Origin of the sequence: Flavobacterium notoginsengisoli (genome assembly GCF_042686225.1) — a bacterium.
In the GTDB taxonomy this organism is placed as follows: Bacteria; Bacteroidota; Bacteroidia; order Flavobacteriales; family Flavobacteriaceae; genus Flavobacterium; species Flavobacterium notoginsengisoli.
The window spans coordinates 98,977-121,724 of record NZ_JBHUOT010000011.1 but is presented as its reverse complement, the minus strand read 5'-3'; the positions used below and the strand labels follow the sequence as shown (position 1 = coordinate 121,724).

22 protein-coding genes are annotated in these 22,748 nt (G+C 34.1%); 20 read left to right on the top strand and 2 right to left on the bottom strand.

Going from position 1 to position 22,748, the window contains the following annotated elements; translation table 11 throughout:
• Positions 1-141 precede the first annotated feature (141 nt).
• The 4 genes from ACFS3A_RS21475 to ACFS3A_RS21460 are packed head-to-tail and all read left to right on the top strand — an operon-like array spanning position 142 to position 4,897.
• The gene (locus tag ACFS3A_RS21475) at positions 142-2,625 is read left to right on the top strand and encodes a TonB-dependent siderophore receptor (RefSeq protein WP_379827614.1); all 2,484 of its coding nucleotides are present in this window, start codon (positions 142-144) and stop codon (positions 2,623-2,625) included.
• A 60-nt stretch (positions 2,626-2,685) separates the two neighbouring features.
• On the top strand, positions 2,686-3,018 hold the full coding sequence (locus ACFS3A_RS21470) for a hypothetical protein (protein ID WP_379827613.1): 333 nt from the start codon (positions 2,686-2,688) through the stop codon (positions 3,016-3,018).
• 20 nt (positions 3,019-3,038) lie between these two features.
• Positions 3,039-3,341, top strand: a complete 303-nt coding sequence (locus ACFS3A_RS21465; RefSeq protein ID WP_379827612.1) for a hypothetical protein — start codon at positions 3,039-3,041, stop codon at positions 3,339-3,341.
• A gap of 5 nt (positions 3,342-3,346) precedes the next feature.
• Positions 3,347-4,897: a PepSY-associated TM helix domain-containing protein gene (locus ACFS3A_RS21460; RefSeq protein WP_379827610.1), complete on the top strand. Its 1,551-nt coding sequence runs from the start codon at positions 3,347-3,349 to the stop codon at positions 4,895-4,897.
• Positions 4,898-5,103: 206 nt separating this feature from the next.
• Here the strand turns inward: ACFS3A_RS21460 and ACFS3A_RS21455 are convergent, their stop codons facing one another.
• Together ACFS3A_RS21455 and ACFS3A_RS21450 are read right to left on the bottom strand one after the other, a co-directional pair.
• Positions 5,104-5,451 (bottom strand): toxin-antitoxin system YwqK family antitoxin, encoded by a 348-nt coding sequence (locus ACFS3A_RS21455; protein ID WP_379827609.1) that lies wholly within the window; start codon positions 5,449-5,451, stop codon positions 5,104-5,106.
• A 221-nt stretch (positions 5,452-5,672) separates the two neighbouring features.
• Positions 5,673-6,668 carry a TlpA family protein disulfide reductase gene (locus tag ACFS3A_RS21450; RefSeq protein WP_379827608.1) on the bottom strand — a complete coding sequence of 332 codons (996 nt, stop codon included), beginning with the start codon at positions 6,666-6,668 and terminating at the stop codon, positions 5,673-5,675.
• 159 nt (positions 6,669-6,827) lie between these two features.
• Here ACFS3A_RS21450 and aspS point away from each other — a divergent pair, with 159 nt between their 5' ends.
• The 16 genes from aspS (at position 6,828) to ACFS3A_RS21370 (ending at position 22,683) form a co-directional block, all read left to right on the top strand.
• Positions 6,828-8,579 carry an aspartate--tRNA ligase gene (aspS, locus tag ACFS3A_RS21445; protein ID WP_379827607.1) on the top strand — a complete coding sequence of 584 codons (1,752 nt, stop codon included), beginning with the start codon at positions 6,828-6,830 and terminating at the stop codon, positions 8,577-8,579.
• Between the two features lie 306 nt (positions 8,580-8,885).
• The gene (locus ACFS3A_RS21440) at positions 8,886-9,080 is read left to right on the top strand and encodes a cold-shock protein (RefSeq protein WP_007137066.1); all 195 of its coding nucleotides are present in this window, start codon (positions 8,886-8,888) and stop codon (positions 9,078-9,080) included.
• A 241-nt stretch (positions 9,081-9,321) separates the two neighbouring features.
• The gene (locus ACFS3A_RS21435) at positions 9,322-9,687 is read left to right on the top strand and encodes an NADH-quinone oxidoreductase subunit A (RefSeq protein ID WP_306154575.1); all 366 of its coding nucleotides are present in this window, start codon (positions 9,322-9,324) and stop codon (positions 9,685-9,687) included.
• Positions 9,688-9,844: 157 nt separating this feature from the next.
• Positions 9,845-10,393: an NADH-quinone oxidoreductase subunit B gene (locus ACFS3A_RS21430; RefSeq protein ID WP_289664363.1), complete on the top strand. Its 549-nt coding sequence runs from the start codon at positions 9,845-9,847 to the stop codon at positions 10,391-10,393.
• A gap of 1 nt (position 10,394) precedes the next feature.
• A complete protein-coding gene (locus ACFS3A_RS21425) occupies positions 10,395-10,916 on the top strand; it encodes an NADH-quinone oxidoreductase subunit C (protein ID WP_379827606.1) in 522 nt (173 codons plus the stop codon).
• A gap of 21 nt (positions 10,917-10,937) precedes the next feature.
• Positions 10,938-12,176, top strand: coding sequence for an NADH-quinone oxidoreductase subunit D (locus ACFS3A_RS21420; protein ID WP_091490525.1), 1,239 nt, complete (start codon positions 10,938-10,940; stop codon positions 12,174-12,176).
• 77 nt (positions 12,177-12,253) lie between these two features.
• Complete coding sequence (locus ACFS3A_RS21415; RefSeq protein ID WP_379827605.1) at positions 12,254-12,784, top strand: complex I 24 kDa subunit family protein; 531 nt, start codon at positions 12,254-12,256, stop codon at positions 12,782-12,784.
• 1 nt (position 12,785) lies between these two features.
• Complete coding sequence (gene nuoF / locus ACFS3A_RS21410; protein WP_179003261.1) at positions 12,786-14,156, top strand: NADH-quinone oxidoreductase subunit NuoF; 1,371 nt, start codon at positions 12,786-12,788, stop codon at positions 14,154-14,156.
• Positions 14,157-14,312: 156 nt separating this feature from the next.
• Entirely contained in the window at positions 14,313-15,341 is a 1,029-nt protein-coding gene (locus tag ACFS3A_RS21405; protein ID WP_289664360.1) for a 2Fe-2S iron-sulfur cluster-binding protein, read from the top strand.
• Position 15,342: 1 nt separating this feature from the next.
• Entirely contained in the window at positions 15,343-16,395 is a 1,053-nt protein-coding gene (gene nuoH, locus ACFS3A_RS21400) for an NADH-quinone oxidoreductase subunit NuoH (RefSeq protein WP_379827604.1), read from the top strand.
• 85 nt (positions 16,396-16,480) lie between these two features.
• Entirely contained in the window at positions 16,481-17,026 is a 546-nt protein-coding gene (locus tag ACFS3A_RS21395) for a NuoI/complex I 23 kDa subunit family protein (protein ID WP_379827602.1), read from the top strand.
• Positions 17,027-17,566, top strand: coding sequence for an NADH-quinone oxidoreductase subunit J family protein (locus tag ACFS3A_RS21390; RefSeq protein WP_091490517.1), 540 nt, complete (start codon positions 17,027-17,029; stop codon positions 17,564-17,566).
• Positions 17,566-17,886 (top strand): NADH-quinone oxidoreductase subunit NuoK, encoded by a 321-nt coding sequence (gene nuoK / locus ACFS3A_RS21385; RefSeq protein WP_008466103.1) that lies wholly within the window; start codon positions 17,566-17,568, stop codon positions 17,884-17,886. The genes ACFS3A_RS21390 and nuoK overlap by 1 nt, the downstream gene beginning before the upstream one ends.
• A 6-nt stretch (positions 17,887-17,892) precedes the next feature.
• A complete protein-coding gene (gene nuoL, locus ACFS3A_RS21380; protein WP_379827601.1) occupies positions 17,893-19,776 on the top strand; it encodes an NADH-quinone oxidoreductase subunit L in 1,884 nt (627 codons plus the stop codon).
• Between the two features lie 10 nt (positions 19,777-19,786).
• Complete coding sequence (locus ACFS3A_RS21375) at positions 19,787-21,226, top strand: complex I subunit 4 family protein (protein WP_379827600.1); 1,440 nt, start codon at positions 19,787-19,789, stop codon at positions 21,224-21,226.
• Between the two features lie 65 nt (positions 21,227-21,291).
• Complete coding sequence (locus ACFS3A_RS21370) at positions 21,292-22,683, top strand: NADH-quinone oxidoreductase subunit N (protein WP_379827599.1); 1,392 nt, start codon at positions 21,292-21,294, stop codon at positions 22,681-22,683.
• Positions 22,684-22,748: the final 65 nt, after the last annotated feature.

The window sequence follows — 22,748 nt, the reverse complement described above, 5'->3', positions numbered from 1 at the left end:
TTTTAGCTTAAGCTGTTAATTTTTTACATAAACTTAAATTTTACCCTCTGAAAAAAATTTTATTTAGAATAAATAAGGATAACTTGCATTATTAGCAATCAACAACTACATTTGCGCTATTAAAATCAATTCTAAATAAAAATGAAATATAGATTTACCATTTCCTTTTTAAGTTTTTGCTTTGCTGTATTGACCAGCGTATCAGCTTTAGCTCAGGAAAAAGCAACTATTAAAGGTCAAATCAGTTTAACAAATAATCAGGCTGCAGATAATGTTTCTGTAGTATTGAAAGGAACAAAAATAGGAACTAGTACAGATGCAAATGGTTTCTATGAAATTAAAAATATTAAACCTGGAAACTACGTAATCAAAGTTTCTGGAATTGGTTATTCTTCTAAAGAAAAAAGCGTTAGCCTTAACAGCGGCGACTCAATTATTGAGGATTTTAGAATTAGTGAAAATTCTCAGGAATTAAATGAAATTGTAGTTAATGGAAACAGAAAAAATCCATTAGCCCGTAAAGAAACACAACAAGTATCAAGATTGCCTCTTAAAAATCTTGAAAACCCACAAGTTTATACCACTATTACTGCTGAACTTTTAAAAGAGCAAGTAGTTACTAATATTGATGACGCTCTTAAAAATGCACCAGGATTAACACCTCTTTGGGCTTCTACAGGACGTGGAGGTGACGGAGCAGGATATTTCTCTTTAAGAGGATTTGCCGTTCAGCCAACTATGATCAACGGATTACCAGGATTATCTAACGGCGGTTTAGATCCTGCTAATATTGATAAAATTGAAGTAATTAAAGGACCTTCTGGAACTTTATTTGGAAGTAGTTTAATCTCTTACGGAGGTTTAATCAACCTGACTACTAAAAAACCTTACGATCATTTTGGCGGTGAAGTTAGCTATACTGCAGGAAGCAACGGTTTAAACAGAGTTACTGCTGACGTAAACACTCCACTAGATGACGAACACAAAATCAACTTTCGTGTAAATACCGCTTACCACACCGAAAATAGTTTTCAAGATGCCGGATTGAAAAAATCATTCTTTTTCGCACCATCATTATCTTACCAGGTGAATGACAAACTTTCGTTTTTCATTAATACAGAATTCATGAACAATAAACAGACAAATGCTACTATGTTATTTTTAGATAGAGGTTCTGTATTAAGAGTTCACAATATGAATGAATTAGGTTATGATAACAAACGTTCTTACACTAGTAACGAGTTGTTAATTGAAACTCCTTCATACAACTTACAAGCTCAGATGAATTACAAGTTTAATGATCAGTGGTCTTCTCAAACTGTAGTTTCAAGAGGGTCGTCTTCATCTGATGGATATTACAGCTACTTATATGAAAGCACAAGTAGTCCTACTTATTCAGGAGTTACGCAAGGAATTATTTTAGGACGTTCTATGAATTACCAAAATTCAACAACGTTAACAACAGACATCCAACAAAACTTTATTGGTGATTTCAAAATCGGAAACATGAGAAACAGAATTGTTGCCGGTTTAGATTATTTCAATAGAGGTATGATTGACAATAGCTCTAACTATGTAGCCAATGGTGTTGTATATATTGGAAATCTTGATGTAAAAACTGTAAATGAAGAAGTTTTCAAAATAACAAACCCAGCAGATTATATCACGAATAACGATAGTGGTAATTTAACTAAAGCTGGTACTGATGCCCTAATCGCTAACGCAGGAATTAGTGTAAACAGAACAAAACAAGAAGTGTATAGCGCTTACGTTTCTGATGTATTTAACTTTACCCCTGCTTTATCTGCAATGGCAAGTTTACGTGTTGACCGTTTTGTAACTGCTGGAAATGTAGCAACAAAAGATGACGATTATAACCAAACTGCTTTTTCTCCTAAATTTGGTTTAGTGTACCAGCCAATTCTTGATAAAGTTTCGATTTTTGCTAATTATATGGATGGCTTTGCTAATTCTGCTCCTGTAACAGAGATTTTAGCAGACGGAAGTACACGTCCAAGAACTTTTGGACCAGAACACGCTAACCAATTCGAAGTTGGAACAAAATTAAATTTATTTAAAGATAAATTTTACGCTACATTCAGCTACTACGATATTCAAGTTAAAGATCAGGTATATGTAATTTATGGAGCAACAACTCAAACAGCTTTCCAGGATGGAGCTCAAAGAAACAAAGGTTTTGAAGCAGAATTCGTTTCAAGCCCAATTACAGGTTTAAACATTGTTGCAGGTTATAGCTATGTTGATGCTGTATTAAATGCTGGAGATCCTTCATTTGTAGGACAAAGACCAGAAAGTTCAGGGCCAAGAAATTTAGCAAATCTTTGGGCTAGTTATAAATTCCAAGAAGGAGATTTACAAGGTTTTGGTTTAGGTTTTGGAGGAAACTATGCCGACAAAAACTATATTATGAACAGAAATCTTGTTGGTAAGTTTTCATTACCTTCTTACACTGTATTAAATTCTTCTATTTTTTACGGAACAGAAAAATACACTTTGACGTTAAAATTAGATAATATTGCTAATGTTGATACTTACGATGGTTGGTCAACAATTCATCCAAGAAATATGAGAACTGTTTCGGCAAACTTCTCTTATAGATTCTAATAAAAAACCATTAAAAACACCTTTCCTGTAAAGAAAGGTGTTTTTTAAATTTTAAAGATTATGATTACCATTGCCAGTCTTTTTGTTTTTCTAGCTTTCTATACTCTTTATTACACTTCAAAAAGAGCAGTCTTATCGTATGATTTAGGTTTTGAAAAATGGATGAAGAAAAATCCAAAACCAACTAAAATTATCGGATTAGGATTACTAACAACTGCTTATATAATGTGGCTCTTTACACAATCTCTAGGTTGCGGTACGCTACTATTTTTCATTCAGTTAATGACAATTGGAAGTTTAATTATTATTCTTGCTCCTTTAAAGAAGGTAAACAGTAAAGCCCTTTTGGTTTTGCTGCTTTTTGTAGCTTTACTAGAATTTTACTATCACTAACATCATTTTTATATTACGATATGCCAGCAAATCCAAAATATTTAAATCCCTCTATTGGTGCTCGTTTTACCAAGATTACCGCTGCCATTTTAGGAGGATACTTTGTATCTGTTACTTTTCATTTAGCATTAGCAGCTTGGTTTAATCGTGCAGATGTACTAATCACTATGGCTTTTACTGGTTTTATAGTTTGGGTCGCCTTAATGGTTATTGCATTTTTAGCTAAAAGCGGCTGGAAAATATGGGGAATCTACATATTGCTGAGTTTGCTTTTTTGTCTTTTTATTTATCTTGGTCAAACCTATAATCATACTGCTCAATAATAGTTATGAACAACCGTCATTATAATATCTACTTTCATACTCATACTGTCAGCGGTATCGTTATCAGCGTAGCTTTATTTGTAATTTTCTTTGCCGGGTCTTTTTCTTTTTTTAGAGATGAAATCATCAATTGGGAAAGAAGTGAATCAACAGCAATCACGAGAGAAATCCATTTAGACTACGATAAAGCACTAAAGCATTTGGATGAAAAATATGTTTTGCATGGAAGAAACATAACAATCTCCAAACCTTCTATAGAAGAAAGAGTTGGCGTTTATATGGAAGGAACCAAAGACACTTTGGCTCCAGCCAAACAAAAAGAAGGACAGTATTTCTATTTAAATCCTAAAAATTTTAAAACTTTTACCTACGAAGAATCTTATTCTCTTGGGGAACTTTTATATCGTTTGCATTTCTTTGCCCAGATTCCGTATCCTGTTGGATATTATCTTTCTGGTTTTGTAGCGTTGTTTTTCTTATTTGCAATTATAACTGGTGTATTATTGCATTGGAACAAAATTGTTTCTAATTTTTATATTTTCCGTCCAAAAGAAAAATTAAAAACACTTTGGACTGATGCACATACGGCATTAGGAATGATTGGTTTACCTTTTCAGTTTGTTTATGCTGTTACTGGAGCCTTTTTTATGATTAAGCTGTTGATTGTAGCGCCAGCTGTAATGGCATTATACAATAACGATCAGAGTAAATTATATAAAGAATTAGAATACACAGATCCTGACTATAAATTTGAAAATAAAAAACTAGCTACTCCATTTAATATCGACGAACTGGTTGCCAAAACAAAAAAGAACTGGAATGATTTTGAAATTACACGTGTTTTTATTCAAAATTACGGCGATACCAATATGCATGTTTTAGTTGAAGGAGAACTTTTAAGCCAGAAAAAATTTACTGGAATCGGGAAAGTAGTTTATCGAATTGCTGATGGAAAAGAGATCGCTAAAAAAGATCCTATTTCTCAAACCAGCTATTTAGATGTTGTCAAAAATGTTTTATACCGAATACATTTTGGCGATTACGGCGGATATGCTTTAAAAATAATAAGCTTTATTTTAGGAATTATAACTTGTTTTGTAATCATTTCAGGAGTTATGATTTGGCTGGTTGCCAGAGACAAAAAGAACATGCCTGAAAAGAAAAGACGCTTCAACAATGCCGTTGTTCGTATTTACCTAGCAATTTGTTTGAGTATGTATCCAATTACTGCTTTAGCTTTTATCGGCAGTAAGATTTTCTATCCTTTAAGCCAGGCAAATCTATTCAGACTTTATTTCGGCGGATGGTTATTGCTGACAATATTTTTTATCATTAAAAAGAATGATGGCTTTACCAATAAATTCTGCTTGATTTCTGGAAGTATTTTAGGTTTCTTAATCCCAATCACAAATGGAATTGTTTCTGGAGACTGGTTTTGGACATCGTTTATGCACAACAAAATTCAGATTTTCTTTATTGATGTTTTCTGGATTTTCCTGGCTTCAATTTCCTTATATGTTGCCTATAATTTAAAACCTAAAAAAGTAGTTTCTTAAAAAGAACTCAACATACTCCAATTAGTTTCTCGCCACAAAGACGCAAAGACACTAAATTTTTTTAATCTCACAAAGACGTTAAATCCAGAAATTATAAAATAATCTTTGGACTTAGTTCCTTTGTGAGATTTATATTTTTCATTCAAAAAAAGACATAAAAAAACCGCTTATTAAAAGCGGTTCTTTTATGATTTTCGAAACTTTTATCAGTTTCTGTTTGCTAAAGCATTTTTCTGTAAGTTTTTAACTGAACTAACTTTGTTATCTACATAAGCAACTTCTTTCAAGCTGTTTTCATTAAAATAGATCCAATTTCCAGTTTTTAGTCCGTCTGTGTACTCTCCAACGGTTTTTTTATTTCCATTTTCATCATAAGATACCCAGATACCGTCCAATTTTCCATCCTTAAAAAAGCCTTCCTGCTGTATTTTGCCATTCTCATAATAGTAAGTTGCTTTTACTTTATTTCCAACAGCTTCTAATTCAGGTTTACCTTCTTGTGCTGTTAAAATTCCAGAGAATAACACAGCCGCTAAAATCACACACTTTTTCATATCGTCAGGTATTAAATGTTATTGAATGTTACTAAATTGTTATCAAATATAGTTAATAGTTTACATTAAAAAAACTTTTACTTAACAATTTGGTAACATTACCTAAAAACTTAACATTGGAAAATTACCAGAAATAAAAAAACCAGCGCTGAAGCACTGGTTTTACTCATATTTTAGAAAAAACTAACTTTTACGATAACGATATAAATTTCGTAAATAAATTAGTTCAATAAAGCACTTAATTGTTTATCTAATTCAGGATCAGAAGGTCTTGGAGCTTCAGACTTTACAACATTTCCTTGCGGATCAATTAAAATAAATCTCGGAATTCCTGTTACACCATAATTTACTACAAACTCAGATTCCCAATCTTTATCAGCAAAAAGCTGTACACCACCTAAATGTTTATCCGTTACAAATTTTTTCCATTTTTCGTTATCTTTTAACTTATCTATAGAAATACTCACAAACTCAATATTTTTTCCGTGGTATTTCTCTTCCATTTTTTGCAGATAAGGAATTTCAGCTCTACATGGCGCACACCAAGTTGCCCAAAGATCGATGTAAACATATTTTCCTTTTAAGTCAGAAAGTTTTGTTTTTCCGCCTTTAAAATTTTCGTAGTCAAAATTTGGAGAAGCTTTTCCAACCATTTTATTTGCTTTTGCCGCTCTTTCATATTCTTCAGCAGCGTATTTATTGAAACCTTCAATACTGCGTCTTAATGCAATTTTAAATTCCGGATCTAAATCACCTTTTTCAAGGCTTTCAGTATCTGCTTTCAATTTAGCATCCAATAGAGCAGTAAATTCTCCGCTTTCTTTTGAAAAAGCATCTTTTTGAAAACTTTCATCTTTTAATGCCTGTTGCGCTAAAAAGTTACTTTCGTTTACACCTTTACCTTTATATACAATAGTCTCGTCAAATTCTTTCGCATTCATGGTCAAATTCACTTCTGAATTTGGCTTTAAATACAAGTTTGAAGATTCTGTTCCGTCAGAAAACATGTAAAATCCTTTTGGAGCATCAAAAGTGGCTGCAAATACCTCTTTTTTATTTATTGGAATTACTTGTTTGAAATTATCCTTTCCTCTAATCACTAAAGTATCGCTGTTTCTATTTGCGATTTTAGCCGTGAATTTAATTGCATCCTTACTTTGTCCGATAACGCCCAAAGCATTAAAAATTACCAAACCTGCAACAAAAAGTTTTTTCATAGGTATTATTATTAGTTTTTTTAGTGATTCAAAACTAAAGAATTTAAAGCTTCCTAATTTAAGAATTAACAAAATATTTAAAATTCTATACATCAAGTTTATCACTTTACTATATTATCTTGAATTTTGTATTTACTTTTGCAGTCTAAAATTGAGATTATGTATAGAAGTCATAATTGCGGCGAATTAAACGCTTCAAATATTAATACCGAAGTTACACTTGCGGGCTGGGTTCAAAAATCACGTGATAAAGGATTTATGAATTGGGTCGATTTACGCGACCGTTATGGAATTACACAACTTATTTTCGACGAAAGTCGTACTGATAAAACTGTTTTTGAATTGTCAAAAACTCTGGGAAGAGAATTTGTAATTCAGGTTAAAGGAACCGTTATTGAGCGTGAAGCTAAAAACAAGAATATTCCAACAGGTGAAATCGAAATTTTAGTTTCTGAATTAACGATTTTAAATACTGCTTTAACTCCTCCGTTTACAATTGAAGATGAAACTGATGGTGGTGAAGATATCAGAATGAAATACCGTTATTTGGATATCCGAAGAAATCCGGTAAAAAACAGTTTATTGTTCCGTCACAAAGTAGCGATGGAAGTTCGTAAATATCTATCTGATTTAGATTTCTGCGAAGTTGAAACACCTTACTTAATAAAATCTACTCCGGAAGGAGCGAGAGATTTCGTTGTTCCAAGCCGAATGAACGAAGGACAATTTTACGCATTACCACAATCTCCACAAACTTTCAAACAATTATTGATGGTGGGCGGAATGGATAAATATTTCCAAATTGTGAAATGTTTCCGTGACGAAGATTTACGTGCAGACCGTCAGCCAGAGTTTACTCAGATTGACTGCGAAATGGCATTTGTGGAACAAGAAGACATTTTGAATGTTTTTGAAGGTTTGACAAGACATTTATTAAAAGAAATTAAAGGCATTGAAGTAGAGAAATTCCCAAGAATTACTTACGACTATGCTATGAAAACATACGGAAATGACAAACCGGACATTCGTTTCGGAATGAAATTTGGTGAATTAAACGAATTTGCACAACACAAAGAATTCCTGGTTTTTAATTCAGCTGAATTAGTTGTCGGAATCGCTGTTCCCGGAGCAGGAAATTACACCCGTAAAGAAATCGACGGATTAATTGACTGGGTAAAACGTCCACAAGTTGGTGCATCCGGAATGGTGTATGTAAAATGTAATGAAGACGGAACATACAAATCATCTGTAGACAAATTCTACGACAATGATGATTTAGCAAAATGGGCAAAAGCAACAGAAGCCAATCCTGGTGATATGATTTTTGTTCTTTCTGGTCCGGCTAATAAAACACGCGCGCAATTATCTGCGTTACGTATGGAATTGGCAACCCGTTTAGGATTACGTAAACCAGAAGAATTTGCTCCATTATGGGTTGTAGACTTCCCATTATTGGAACTTGACGAAGAAAGCGGTCGCTACCACGCAATGCACCACCCATTTACGTCTCCAAAACCAGAAGACATGTCTTTGTTAGAAACAGAACCAGGAAAAGTTCGTGCAAATGCTTACGATATGGTTTTAAACGGAAACGAAATTGGAGGAGGCTCTATTCGTATTCACGATAAAGCGACGCAACAGTTAATGTTTAAATATTTAGGATTTACTGAAGAAGAAGCAAAAGCTCAATTTGGTTTCTTAATGGATGCTTTCCAGTTCGGAGCACCACCTCACGGAGGATTAGCATTTGGTTTGGACAGATTAGTTGCGATTTTAGGAGGTCAGGAAACAATTAGAGATTTTATCGCTTTCCCAAAAAACAATTCCGGACGTGATGTTATGATTGATGCTCCTGCAGCAATCGATGAGGCACAATTAAAAGAATTACACATTAAAATTGACTCTATCTAAGATAATATTTCTTAAAAAAAACTAAAAAGCGGCTAAAAAACTTCAGCCGCTTTTTTTATATCAAAAAATGAAGAATTAATCCTAAATTATTCATTTTTCGCAAAATGAAATTCTTACAAATTGCCTTTTTTAATATTCTTACAATTAATGATTCTCAATTTATCGTATTTCATATAAAATTTGACGCAATAAACCACGTAAAAACACTGGAAATCAATAATTTTTACAAAAAATTAACACCCTTGTGTCTTTTGTATGAATTTATATGTTACATTTGCTTTATTATAAATTATTATTACAATTACAATGCGTACAGGTACAGTAAAATTTTTCAATGAATCTAAAGGTTATGGATTCATTACAGACGAAGAAACAGGAAAGGATATCTTCGTTCACGCTTCAGGAATTAACGCGGAAGAATTACGCGAAGGTGACCGTGTAAGCTATGAAGAAGAAGAAGGAAGAAAAGGGAAAGTTGCTGCTAAAGTAGCAGTAATCTAAGAAAAATATAGCAATTTATTTTTTTTGCCTCTGAATGGTCTCAGAAGACGTCCCGAAGTATCGGGACGTTTTTTTTTCTCATTTCTTAAAAAAATATTAAAATTCTACAATGTTATTTATAATCAATAAAAATTAGGTATAAACGCCGTTCCGCACCCTACTTAAAACCTTTTTTAGCTTGTGTTTTACAGAGTTGAAAGTTATCTTTGTGGCTCATTTTTTAAGTAAAAAATCGAAGCTTATGCAATCTGATCAATACAGTTACATTCCTATTTTAATGCAGTTTATTCTGGCTGTTGGTTTTGTGGTAGGAACAATCATTATTTCCGGAAAATTAGGACCAAGAAGAACCTCTGAAGTAAAAGATAAAAACTTCGAATGTGGTATCGAATCTGTTGGTAATGCACGTATACCATTTTCTGTAAAATACTTCTTAGTAGCCATTTTATTTGTATTGTTTGATGTAGAGGTAATTTTCCTTTATCCTTGGGCAGTAAACTTCAAAGACTTAGGAGTTGAAGGAATGTTAAAGATGATTGTCTTCATGTCTTTACTTTTAGTTGGTTTCTTTTACATTATCAAAAAGAAAGCATTAGAGTGGGAATAATTTAGAGATTTTAGATTTTAGATTTCTGATTTTAGATTTAAATGATTTAGAGTTAAAATTTAAAATTTAATCCTCAACAAAATTTGATTTAAAAAATTGATTTTACCTTTTACGATTTCAAAAAATCCAAAATCTAAAATCAGAAATCTAAAATAAAATGAGCGATTCAAAAGTAAATATGGTTGCACCGCCAGAAGGTCTTAATGGTGAAGGCTTCTTCGCTACAAAACTTAGTGATGTTGTTGGTTTAGCAAGAGCCAACTCATTATGGCCGCTTCCTTTCGCGACATCCTGCTGTGGTATCGAATTTATGGCTACAATGGCATCTCACTACGATTTAGCGCGTTTTGGTTCTGAGCGTGTGAGTTTCTCTCCTCGCCAGGCAGATATGTTACTTGTAATGGGAACTATTTCGAAAAAAATGGCTCCAATTTTAAGACAAGTATATGAGCAAATGGCTGAACCTCGTTGGGTTATTGCTGTTGGCGCATGTGCTTCTTCAGGAGGAGTTTTTGATACTTACTCTGTTCTTCAGGGAATAGACAAAGTAATTCCGGTTGACGTTTACGTTCCAGGTTGTCCTCCAAGACCAGAGCAAATTGTTGATGGAGTAATGAGACTTCAGGACCTGGTAAAAAGTGAATCTGTAAGAAGAAGAAGCTCTCCGGAATACCAAGAATTATTAGCTTCCTATAATATCTCATAAAATGGCTTTAGAAAACACCCTGATCCAAGATAAACTTACTGAAACATTTAATAACGATGTTTTCAACTTTCAGCAAGAGAGAGATATTTTTTCTTTAGAAGCTTCTGCTGATAAAATTACACCATTGATTCTATTCCTTAAAAACGATCCGGAATTAAAATTTCATTTCTTAACTGACCTATGTGGTATCCATTATCCTGATAATGAAAGTGAACGTCAGTTTGCAGTTGTTTATCATTTACACAACTGGTACGAAAACAAAAGATTAAAAATCAAAGTTTTCCTGAATGGTGAAAAACCAGAAATAAAATCGATTTCAAATATTTTCCTGAGTTCAAACTGGATGGAAAGAGAAACTTTCGATTTCTACGGAATTGACTTTATTGGACATCCTCAATTGAAACGTATTTTGAATATGGACGAAATGGTGTCTCATCCGATGCGAAAAGAATTCCCAATGGAAGACAGCGGAAGAACCGACAAAGACGACAGATTCTTTGGAAGAACAACAACAAATTGCTAAAAAATAATTCAACATTATAAAATGTCAGAACTATTATTACCACCAGAGCATCGATATGCTAAAATAATTAAGGAGAGACTAAACGAAGACGGAAGCGAACTTTCTGTACTGAATTTAGGTCCTACACACCCTGCAACACACGGTATTTTCCAAAATATCCTGTTGATGGATGGTGAAAAAATTCTTGAGGCTGAGCCAACCATTGGTTACATCCACAGAGCATTCGAAAAAATTGCCGAAAATCGTCCTTTTTATCAAATTACTCCTCTTACAGACCGTATGAACTACTGTTCCTCTCCTATTAACAATATGGGATGGTGGATGACTGTAGAAAAACTATTGGGTATTGAAGTTCCTAAAAGAGCTCAATATTTAAGAGTTATCGTGATGGAGCTGGCTCGTATTACAGATCACATTATCTGTAACGGGATTCTAGGGGTTGATACTGGTGCGTATACTGGTTTCTTATACGTTTTTCAATTTAGAGAAAAGATCTACGAAATCTACGAAGAAATTTGTGGAGCTCGTTTGACTACAAATATGGGGAGAATTGGTGGTTTTGAAAGAGACTGGTCTCCGGAAGTTTTCAAAAAACTAGATAAATTCCTTGAAGAATTCCCTCCAGTATGGCAGGAATTCCAAAACTTATTCGAAAGAAACAGAATTTTCCTTGACAGAACTGTAAACGTAGGTGGAATTACTGCTGAAAAAGCAATGGCTTACGGATTTACAGGTCCAAACTTACGTGCTGCCGGAGTTGATTATGATGTACGTGTAGCTCAGCCTTACTCATCTTACGAAGATTTCGATTTTATTGTTCCTGTTGGAAAATCAGGAGATACTTACGATCGTTTCTGTGTTCGTAATGCTGAAGTTTGGGAAAGTTTAAGCATTATTCGTCAGGCATTGGAAAAAATGCCTCCAGGAAACGAATATCATGCTGAAGTTCCAGATTACTACCTTCCTCCAAAAGAAGATGTTTACACTTCTATGGAATCTTTAATTTATCACTTTAAGATCGTAATGGGAGAAGTTCCTGTACCAGTTGCAGAAATCTATCACCCTGTAGAAGGAGGAAATGGAGAAATCGGTTTCTATTTAGTAACTGACGGAAGCAGAACTCCATATAGATTACATTTCAGAAGACCATGCTTTATTTATTATCAAGCATTCCCAGAAATGATAAAAGGCGCTATGCTTTCTGATGCAATTATCATCCTGTCAAGTTTGAACGTAATTGCGGGAGAATTAGACGCCTAAAAAATTTAGATTTTAGAAGATAAAATTTAGATTAAAAAATTTGTGCCTTTGCGCCTTTGTGGCAAAACAAGAATAAAATGGAAAGAAAACATTACAAACAAGAAATAAACATGACTGAGGCATTGATGAACCGCATCAATGAATTAATTAGTCATTATCCTGAGGGCAAACAAAAATCGGCTTTATTGCCTGTTTTGCACGAAGTTCAGGATGCACATAACAACTGGCTTAGTATTGAACTGCAAGATAAAGTTGCCGAGATTCTTCAGATAAAACCGATTGAGGTTTATGAAGTGGTTACTTTCTACACGATGTTCAACCAAAAGCCAATTGGTAAGTACATGTTTGAGTTCTGCCAAACTTCTTGTTGTTGTTTAAGAGGTGCTGAAGATTTGATGGATTATACTTCTGAAAAACTCGGCATTAAAATGGGCGAAACAACTCCAGACGGAATGTTTACCATTGCTGGTGTAGAATGTTTAGGCGCTTGCGGATACGCTCCGATGATGCAGTTAGGTGATTTCTACAAAGAAAAACTGACAGAAGAAAAAATCGATCAGATTATTGCTGATTGTAAAGAGGATAAAATAATATTACACGATAAATAAGATGTCACAAAAAATATTATTAGATAAAATCAATATTCCTGGAATTAAAACCTACGAAGTTTATCGCCAAAATGGTGGTTATGCTTCTGTAGAAAAAGCTTTAAAAACCCTTACTCCAGACGAAGTAACTGAGGAAGTAAAAAAATCAGGATTACGTGGTCGTGGTGGTGCAGGTTTCCCTGCTGGAATGAAATGGAGTTTTATTGATAAAAAATCAGGAAGACCAAGACACTTAGTGTGTAACGCCGACGAATCGGAGCCAGGGACATTCAAAGATAGATTCTTGATGGAATATATTCCTCACTTATTGATTGAAGGAATGATTACTTCAAGTTACGCTTTAGGCGCTAACCTATCTTATATCTACATCCGTGGAGAATATATGTGGGTCTTCAAAATTTTAGAAAGAGCAATCGCCGAGGCTAAAGCTGCAGGGTGGTTAGGAAAAAATATATTAGGAACAGGTTATGATCTTGAACTTCACGTACACTGTGGAGCTGGAGCATATATCTGTGGAGAAGAAACTGCACTTATTGAGTCTTTGGAAGGTAAAAGAGGAAATCCTCGTATTAAACCACCTTTCCCAGCGGTCTCAGGACTTTGGGCAAATCCAACAGTAGTAAACAACGTTGAAACTATTGCGACTGTGCCTTGGATTGTAAACAATTCTGGTGACGATTATGCTAAAATTGGAATTGGCCGTTCTACTGGAACTAAATTAATTTCTGCTTCTGGACACATCAAAAATCCTGGAGTTTATGAAATTGAATTAGGTTTAAGCGTAGACGAATTCATGAATTCTGATGAATATTTAGGAGGAATGTCTTCAAGCCGTCCATTAAAAGCATTTGTGCCGGGAGGTTCTTCTGTGCCAATTTTGCCAGCTGAGTTAATTTTCAAAACAGCAAATGGCGAAGATCGTTTAATGACTTACGAATCTTTAAGTGATGGTGGTTTTGCTACCGGATCGATGTTAGGTTCCGGAGGATTTATTGTTTATAACGATACTGCTTGTGTAGTAAGAAACACTTGGAACTTTGCTCGTTTCTACCACCATGAATCTTGCGGACAATGTACTCCTTGCCGTGAAGGAACAGGATGGTTAGAAAAAATCTTATGGAGAATCGAAAACGGTCAAGGCCGTGAAGAAGATATCGAATTATTGTGGAGCATTCAGAGTAAAATTGAAGGAAACACAATTTGCCCTTTAGGAGACGCAGCTTCTTGGCCAGTAGCAGCTGCAATTCGTCACTTTAGAGATGAATTTGAATATCACGTTCGTTTCCCAGAAAAAATTAAAAATAGAGATCACTTTGTTGCTGAGCCTTTTTCGCAAGTAAAGCATTTAGTAGGCGGTAAAGTAATTGTATAAAAAATAAAAAGCACAAAGTTATAAAGTTCATAATGTTAAAAAGGACAGCAATTCTTTTCAATATTCCGACTTTCAACAAAAAAGTTTAAAATAGTTTAAAGTTTCAAGTGAAAACGTGAAACCTGAAACCTGAAACTAAAAAAACAAAATAAAGAGATGAAAGTAACCATAGACGGTCAAAGTATAGACGTAGAGCCAGGAACAACGATCCTGCAGGCTGCACGTATGATTGGTGGAGATTTGGTACCGCCAGCCATGTGCTATTACTCAAAATTAAAAGGCAGCGGTGGAAAATGCCGTTGTTGTTTAGTTGAAGTTTCTAAAGGTAGTGAAGCTGATCCAAGACCAATGCCAAAATTAATGGCATCTTGTGTAACAGGATGTATGGATGGAATGGAAGTAAACAGTAAATCTTCTGCCAGAGTTACCGAAGCGCGTAAATCTGTAACAGAATTTTTATTAATCAACCACCCATTAGACTGTCCAATTTGTGATCAGGCGGGAGAATGTGATCTTCAAAATTTAAGTTTTGAGCACGGAAATCCAAAATCACGTTATATTGAAGAAAAAAGAACATTTGAACCAGAGAATATTGGTCCAAATATTCAACTGCATATGAACCGTTGTATCTTATGTCAAAGATGTGTACAAGTTGCAGATCAATTGACAGACAACAGAGTTCACGGAGTATTGGATCGTGGTGACCACGCTAATATTTCAACCGGTATTTCTAAAGCTATCGATAATGAGTTCTCTGGAAACATGATTGACGTTTGTCCGGTTGGAGCTTTAACAGATAAAACTTTCCGTTTTAAATCAAGAGTTTGGTTTAACAAACCTTACAATGCACACAGAGAATGTACAACTCCAGGATGTTGTGGTAAAACAACCGTTTGGATGTTTGGTGGAGAAATTCAGCGTGTAACTGGTCGTAAAGACGAGTACCATGAAGTGGAAGAATTCATCTGCAACAGCTGTCGTTTTGATCACAAAGATGTAAAAGACTGGGTTATTGAAGGTCCTAGAGAATTTGAAAAAGATTCTGTAATCAACCAAAACAATTACACTCAAAAATTAGAGAAAGTTACAATCGATACTGAAAAGAATATCCTTTTAGGTAGAGATATCGACCGCAAAAAGATTAGTATGGCAGCAATTCCATTAACTGATAAAGATCAAAAATAGTATGGAAAGTGCATTTATTATAGAAAAAAGTGTTGTAATTGTTGTCGTTTTTGCGGTAACAATGATCATGGCGATGTATTCTACCTGGGCAGAACGTAAAGTTGCTGCTTTCTTGCAGGACCGTGTTGGACCAAACCGCGCCGGATGGGGAGGTTTATTACAGCCGCTTGCTGATGGTATGAAATTATTCTCTAAAGAAGAGTTTTTCCCAAACACACCAAATAGATTTTTATTCGTTGTAGGGCCGGCAATTGCCATGAGTACAGCTTTAATGACTAGTGCTGTAATTCCTTGGGGAGACAGACTTCATCTTTTTGGAAGAGATATTATCCTTCAGGCTACAGATGTAAATATTGCTTTATTATACATTTTTGGAGTTCTTTCTGTTGGAGTTTATGGTATCATGATTGGTGGATGGGCTTCTAACAATAAGTTCTCGTTAATGGGAGCAATTCGTGCAGCATCACAAATGGTTTCTTATGAAGTCGCAATGGGATTATCTATGATTGCTTTATTGATGATGACCGGAACAATGAGTTTAAAAGAAATCTCATTACAGCAACAAGGAATGAACTGGAATGTTTTTTATCAGCCATTATCATTTTTAATTTTCTTAATCTGTTCATTTGCAGAAACAAACAGAACGCCTTTCGATTTAGCAGAATGTGAAAACGAGTTAATTGGGGGTTACCATACAGAATATTCGTCAATGAAAATGGGATTCTATCTATTTGCTGAATATGCTAGTATGTTTATCTCTTCTACTATTATTTCTGTTTTATTCTTCGGTGGATACAACTATCCGGGAATGCAATGGATGGTAGAAAATGTTGGTGTAAACACAGCTAACTTATTAGGAATTGCAGCATTATTTACAAAAATATGTTTCTTCATATTTTTCTACATGTGGGTACGTTGGACAATTCCAAGATTTAGATATGACCAATTAATGCACTTGGGCTGGAGAATTTTAATTCCGCTTTCAATCGTTAATATCATGATTACAGGTATTGTAATATTAAGACACGATATTGCAGCTTTCTTAGGATTCTAAGAACCCGTAATTATTCACAAATAAAAAACAAAATAGATTTGAATTTGAATACTCAAATTTTGAATCATAAACTATACAAGTAAAAATGTCAATAGAAACTATATCATTATCGGGTAGAAAAAAGGTGGTGTCAAATAAGGACATGTCTTTTGTTGAGCGATTGTATCTTGTGGCGATTGTAAAAGGTTTGTTTATTACCGTAAAACACCTTTTTAGAAAAAAAGTTACCATTCACTATCCTGAGCAGGTTCGAGAAATGAGCCCGGTTTATCGTGGTCAGCACATGCTGAAACGCGATGAGCAAGGCCGTGAAAACTGTACAGCTTGCGGATTATGCGCTTTATCTTGCCCTGCAGAAGCAATCACTATGAAAGCAGCTGAACGTAAAGCGGATGAAAAACACTTATACAGAGAAGAGAAATATGCTGAAATCTACGAGATCAACATGCTTCGTTGTATTTTCTGCGGTTTATGTGAAGAAGCCTGCCCAAAAGATGCTATTTACTTAACTACTTCTAAAGTATTAGTTCCTGCTAACTATAACAGAGAAGATTTCATTTTCGGGAAAGATAAATTAGTGATGCCTTTAGAAATGGCTATGAAAAATGCTCAACTTAAAAACGCTAACTAAATGATACATATTCCTGATTTTGCACACGCAACAACTGTTCAAGTTATCTTTTGCTTTTTAGCGTTTATTACTGTTATTACTGCTTTCCTGACTATTTTCAGCAGAAACCCAATTCACTCCGCTATTTACTTAGTGATTTGTTTCTTCTCGATTGCTGGTCATTATTTATTATTAAATTCTCAGTTTTTAGCTGTTGTACATATCATAGTCTACTCCGGTGCTATTATGATTCTGTTCCTGTTTACGATCATGTTAATGAACCTGAACGAACAGCGAGAAGTTCACCGTCCCAGAATTACTCGTTTAGGAGCAATTGTATCTTTTTGTTTAATCCTGATTGTTTTAATCACGATCTTCATTAACTCTAAACCAATTGTTGGAGAATATGATTCTACAGGAGAAGATTTCCAGTCTATTAAAGTTTTAGGTAAAATATTACTGGATGAATATATGGTTCCTTTCGAATTTGCTTCAGTTTTACTTTTAGTTGCCATGATTGGAACAGTTCTATTGTCTAAAAAAGAAAAATTAAATAAATAATGGGTAATATATTAAATCAAATAGGTATTGAAAACTACATCTTTTTGAGTGTTGTACTTTTCTGTATTGGTATTTTTGGTGTATTGTACAGACGAAATGCTATTATCGTTTTCATGTCTATCGAAATTATGTTGAATGCGGTAAACCTTTTATTTGTTGCTTTTTCAACTTATCATCAAGATGCACAAGGACAAGTTTTTGTGTTCTTCTCGATGGCGGTTGCTGCAGCCGAAGTTGCGGTAGGATTGGCCATTTTAGTTTCTATCTTTAGAAATATCGGATCAATTAGTATCGATAATTTAAAAAATTTAAAAGGATAATCAGAAATGGATACCAATTTAGCTTTAATTTTAGTTTTAACTCCTTTACTAGGTTTTCTGGTAAATGTCTTTTTTGGAAAAAGCTTAGGAAAAACAGTTTCTGGTGCAATCGGAACTATTGCCGTAGCAATTTCTTTTGTTGTTTCTCTTTTACTTTTTAATCAAATAACTTCAACCGGAAAAGGAATTGAGGTTACTTTATTTGATTGGATTCAAATCAGCAACTTAAAAATCAATCTTGGATTTTTATTAGATCAATTATCTGTTCTTTGGTTACTTTTTGTGACAGGAATTGGATCTTTGATTCACTTATACTCTATCAGTTACATGCATGATGATGAGAATATGCACAAATTCTTTGCTTATTTAAATCTATTCGTATTCTTCATGATTACACTTGTAATTGGAAGCAACTTATTAGTTCTTTTCATCGGATGGGAAGGTGTTGGACTTTGTTCTTACCTATTAATTGGTTTCTGGCATAAAAACCAGGATTATAATGATGCTGCAAAAAAAGCTTTCATCATGAACAGAATTGGAGATTTAGGTTTATTAATTGGAATGTTTATCATTGGTTCAATGTTCTCAACATTAGATTATGCAACTTTAAAAACGGCAATTGCCGGAGCTTCTAACTTAAATTTACCATTACTTTCTTTAGCAGCTTTATGTTTATTTATTGGAGCTTGTGGTAAATCTGCTCAAATTCCATTATACACTTGGTTACCTGATGCGATGGCTGGGCCAACTCCAGTTTCTGCATTAATCCACGCGGCTACGATGGTTACAGCTGGTATCTTTATGGTAACAAGATTAAACTTTGTTTTTGATCTTGCTCATGACGTACAAAATGTAATTGCAATTATTGGAGCTGTGACTTCATTGGTTGCTGCGACAATTGGTTTAGTGCAAACAGATATCAAAAAAGTATTAGCTTATTCTACAGTTTCACAATTAGGTTTAATGTTTTTAGCTTTAGGATTTGGGGCTTATGAAGTAGCGGTTTTCCATGTAATTACTCACGCTTTCTTCAAAGCTTGTTTATTCTTAGGTTCCGGATCTGTTATTCATGGTTTACACGGAGAACAAGATATGCGTAACATGGGAGGTTTGCGTAAAGCGATGCCAATTACTTTCTGGACAATGTTGATTTCTTCATTAGCAATCTCAGGAGTTCCATTCTTCTCTGGATTCTTCTCTAAAGACGAAATTTTATTGACTGCTTTCCACCATAGCATTCCATTATACGTTGTTGGATCAGTTGCTTCAATCATGACAGCTTTCTATATGTTCCGTTTAATGTTCTTAACATTCTTCAAAGAATTCAGAGGAACTGAAGAGCAAAAACATCATTTACATGAAAGTGGTTCATTAATTACTATTCCGCTTATCATCTTAGCTATTTTAGCAACTTTTGGTGGATTAATAAGTTTACCTGGAAACAGCTGGTTAAATGAGTACCTTGCTCCTCTTTTCACAAAAGCAGCAGGCGAAGAACATCATTTAGGCACAACCGAATACGCTTTAATGGGTGTTGCTGTTTTAGGCGGATTATTAGGAATTTTAATTGCGTACATTAAATACTTTAAACAAGATAATGTTCCGGAGGCTGATGAAAACATCACTGGTTTAAGCAAAGTATTGTATAACAAATACTATGTAGACGAAGTTTACGATGCAGTATTTGTAGCTCCTGTTAATAGTCTGTCTAAATTCTTTAGAGATTATATCGAAACAGGATTATCTGCCCTTGTATTCGGATTAGGTAAAATAGCAAATGAGATTGCTTTCCAAGGAAAAAAATTACAAACCGGAAGTATAGGATTATATCTATTTGTTTTTGTTTTAGGACTTTGCGCAATTGTTTCCTATATATTTTTAGCTCAATAATATTATTACTATGAACGTTTCTACTATATTAATTATACTTTTAATTGGTGCATTTGCCACTTATTTTTCTGGTGACAAACTAGCTTCAAAAGTTGCTTTACTTTTTAGTTTAGTTGCTTTAGGATGTTCAATTGTATTATTGAATAATTATAATGCTGGCGAAAATATCAGCGTAATCAACAGCTGGATTACTCAGCCAAAAATTTCTTTTGCTTTAAATGCAGACGGACTTGGGCTTGCAATGGTTTTATTAACTGCAGCTTTAACTCCGATTATCATATTTTCTTCTTTTGGAAATGAATATAAAAACGCCAAAGCTTTTTACGGATTAATCTTGTTTATGGCTTTTGCTATGACGGGTACTTTCTTAGCAGCAGATGGTCTTTTATACTATATTTTCTGGGAGTTGGCACTTATTCCAATTTATTTTATTGCTTTAATCTGGGGTAATGGAGATGCTGAAGAACGCAGAAAAGCAGTGGTTAAATTCTTTATTTACACACTTGCGGGTTCGTTGTTCATGTTAACCGCTTTTATTTACTTATACACAAAAGCAGGTTCTTTCTTAATCGAAGATTTATACAAAGTAAACTTATCTGCTTGTGAGCAATTCTGGATTTTCCTGGCTTTCTTTTTAGCTTATGCTATCAAAATTCCAATTATTCCTTTCCACACCTGGCAGGCAAATGTGTACCAAAAAGCACCAACAGTTGGAACAATGCTTTTATCTGGTATCATGCTAAAAATGGGATTGTACAGTGTTCTTCGTTGGCAATTGCCACTTGCACCAATCGCCGCTAAAGAATACATGTATATCTTTATTGCCTTAGGAATTGCAGGTGTTATCTACGGTTCAATCGTTGCATTGAGACAAAAAGATTTAAAAAAATTATTAGCTTATTCTTCTCTTGCTCACGTTGGATTAATTGCTGCAGGATCTTACACTCTAACTCTTGATGGTTTTAGAGGAGCTGTAATGCAAATGATCGCTCACGGTTTTGTTGTAGTGGGATTATTCTTTGCTGCTGAAGTAATTTACAGAAGATTCGAGACTAGAGAAATTGGCGAAATGGGCGGTATTCGTACACAGTCTCCAAAATTTACTTCAATGTTTTTAATCTTAGTTTTGGCTTCTGTTGCGTTGCCAAGTACATTTAACTTTGTTGGGGAATTTACCGTATTATACAGTTTATCTCAAGTAAATATTTGGTTTGCTATTCTTGGTGGAACAACAATCATTTTGGGAGCTTACTATATGTTAAGAATGTTCCAGCATGTTATGTTGGGCGAAACAAATTCTAAAACTTTTGCTGATGTTACGCTTAACGAAGGAATTTCATTTACTGTAATTATCGCTGTTTTATTGTTCTTCGGATTTTATCCAAAACCAATTACAGATTTGATTACACCAAGCTTGGAAAACATTTTACAAGTTATCAATAAGAACTAATATTTTAAACAAAAAATAAATTAGGATTACAGCTAAAATTGAAATCCTAAATCAAAAAGATAAAAATGAATACATTAATAGCTATAACAGGATTGGGTATTTTCTGCCTATTGTTTGAAATTCTTAATTTAAGAAAGGCCATTGTTCCTATTACCATTTTAGGTTTATTAGGTGTGCTGGCTCTTAACTATTGCGAATTTGGAACAGAACAAAGTTATTACAACAATATGATAGCAGTGAGTAAGTTTTCTACAACTTTTTCATCTTTGTTTATCGTTTTGACGATTTTCCTTGTAGCGTTAAGTCATAATTTTTATCACAATCATCCAGCAAAAATTTCTGATTACGTTGCGATTAAAGTTTTCTTACTTGCTGGAGCCGTAGCGATGGTTTCTTTTGGAAACTTAGCCATGTTCTTTTTAGGGATTGAAATCTTATCTATTGCCTTATATGTTTTAGCGGCAAGTGATCGTTTAAATATCAAAAGTAATGAAGCAGGTATGAAATATTTCTTGATGGGATCATTTGCTTCCGGAATTATTTTGTTTGGAATCTGTTTGATTTACGGAGCAATGGGAAGTTTTGATATCAGCGAAATTCATGAAAGTGCATTATCAGCAGAATTACCAATTTGGTTTCCTATTGGATTAATTTTAATGATTGTCGGAATGTTATTTAAAGTTGCTGCGGTTCCTTTCCACTTCTGGGCTCCAGACGTATACGAAGGTTCTCCTGCTTTAACAACGGCGCTAATGAGCACATTGGCAAAAGTAGTAGCTATTGCTACTCTATTTAAGCTGATTTCTGGTATGAACGTAATTTCTTCTTTAGAAAATCAAGATCTTTTAAATACATTTGAAGTTATAGTAGTTATTATTTCTATTGCTTCGATGACTGTTGGAAATATTATGGCATTGAGACAAGTAAACGTAAAACGTATGCTTGCTTTCTCCGGAATCTCTCATGCAGGTTTCATGTTAATGACTTTATTAACGGTTTCTGCTTCAGCTGGTGTCTTATTATATTACACTGCTGCTTATGCATTGTCTGGAATTGCTGCCTTTAGTGTTATTTTATATGTATGCAGAGATCATGATAACGAAGACATTACAAATTTCCACGGATTAGGAAAAACAAATCCGTTGTTGGCTGCTGTTCTTACAGCTTCTTTATTATCAATGGCCGGAATTCCAATTTTCTCCGGATTCTTCGCTAAATTGTTTTTATTCAACCAAACAATTCAGGCTGGATATATTGGTTTAGTAATTGTAGCTGTAATCAACTCAATTATCAGTGTTGGCTATTATTTCAAGTTAATTATTGCCATGTATTCTAAAGAACCTAATCAGGAAAGAACAGGAAAACCATTTCTTATTTATGCTACAGCAGTAATATCAATTGCATTAAACATCATTTTAGGTTTATTTCCTTCATTAGTTTTAGACTTATTACAATAAGATAAAAATACAATTCATAAAAAAAAATCCATCAAACGCAATTTGATGGATTTTTTTTATGGAAA

What these genes read in the sequence shown, in the direction of transcription:
- ACFS3A_RS21420 (WP_091490525.1), top strand. Translation starts at nt 10,938, where the DNA reads ATGTCAGAACTATTATTACCACCAGAGCATCGATATGCTAAAATAATT.
- aspS (WP_379827607.1), top strand. Translation starts at nt 6,828, where the DNA reads ATGTATAGAAGTCATAATTGCGGCGAATTAAACGCTTCAAATATTAAT.
- ACFS3A_RS21465 (WP_379827612.1), top strand. Translation starts at nt 3,039, where the DNA reads ATGCCAGCAAATCCAAAATATTTAAATCCCTCTATTGGTGCTCGTTTT.
- ACFS3A_RS21455 (WP_379827609.1), bottom strand. Translation starts at nt 5,451, where the DNA reads ATGAAAAAGTGTGTGATTTTAGCGGCTGTGTTATTCTCTGGAATTTTA.
- ACFS3A_RS21440 (WP_007137066.1), top strand. Translation starts at nt 8,886, where the DNA reads ATGCGTACAGGTACAGTAAAATTTTTCAATGAATCTAAAGGTTATGGA.
- nuoH (WP_379827604.1), top strand. Translation starts at nt 15,343, where the DNA reads ATGGAAAGTGCATTTATTATAGAAAAAAGTGTTGTAATTGTTGTCGTT.
- ACFS3A_RS21435 (WP_306154575.1), top strand. Translation starts at nt 9,322, where the DNA reads ATGCAATCTGATCAATACAGTTACATTCCTATTTTAATGCAGTTTATT.
- ACFS3A_RS21405 (WP_289664360.1), top strand. Translation starts at nt 14,313, where the DNA reads ATGAAAGTAACCATAGACGGTCAAAGTATAGACGTAGAGCCAGGAACA.
- nuoF (WP_179003261.1), top strand. Translation starts at nt 12,786, where the DNA reads ATGTCACAAAAAATATTATTAGATAAAATCAATATTCCTGGAATTAAA.
- ACFS3A_RS21375 (WP_379827600.1), top strand. Translation starts at nt 19,787, where the DNA reads ATGAACGTTTCTACTATATTAATTATACTTTTAATTGGTGCATTTGCC.
- ACFS3A_RS21415 (WP_379827605.1), top strand. Translation starts at nt 12,254, where the DNA reads ATGGAAAGAAAACATTACAAACAAGAAATAAACATGACTGAGGCATTG.
- ACFS3A_RS21390 (WP_091490517.1), top strand. Translation starts at nt 17,027, where the DNA reads ATGATACATATTCCTGATTTTGCACACGCAACAACTGTTCAAGTTATC.
- ACFS3A_RS21450 (WP_379827608.1), bottom strand. Translation starts at nt 6,668, where the DNA reads ATGAAAAAACTTTTTGTTGCAGGTTTGGTAATTTTTAATGCTTTGGGC.
- nuoL (WP_379827601.1), top strand. Translation starts at nt 17,893, where the DNA reads ATGGATACCAATTTAGCTTTAATTTTAGTTTTAACTCCTTTACTAGGT.
- ACFS3A_RS21430 (WP_289664363.1), top strand. Translation starts at nt 9,845, where the DNA reads ATGAGCGATTCAAAAGTAAATATGGTTGCACCGCCAGAAGGTCTTAAT.
- nuoK (WP_008466103.1), top strand. Translation starts at nt 17,566, where the DNA reads ATGGGTAATATATTAAATCAAATAGGTATTGAAAACTACATCTTTTTG.
- ACFS3A_RS21370 (WP_379827599.1), top strand. Translation starts at nt 21,292, where the DNA reads ATGAATACATTAATAGCTATAACAGGATTGGGTATTTTCTGCCTATTG.
- ACFS3A_RS21425 (WP_379827606.1), top strand. Translation starts at nt 10,395, where the DNA reads ATGGCTTTAGAAAACACCCTGATCCAAGATAAACTTACTGAAACATTT.
- ACFS3A_RS21470 (WP_379827613.1), top strand. Translation starts at nt 2,686, where the DNA reads ATGATTACCATTGCCAGTCTTTTTGTTTTTCTAGCTTTCTATACTCTT.
- ACFS3A_RS21475 (WP_379827614.1), top strand. Translation starts at nt 142, where the DNA reads ATGAAATATAGATTTACCATTTCCTTTTTAAGTTTTTGCTTTGCTGTA.
- ACFS3A_RS21395 (WP_379827602.1), top strand. Translation starts at nt 16,481, where the DNA reads ATGTCAATAGAAACTATATCATTATCGGGTAGAAAAAAGGTGGTGTCA.
- ACFS3A_RS21460 (WP_379827610.1), top strand. Translation starts at nt 3,347, where the DNA reads ATGAACAACCGTCATTATAATATCTACTTTCATACTCATACTGTCAGC.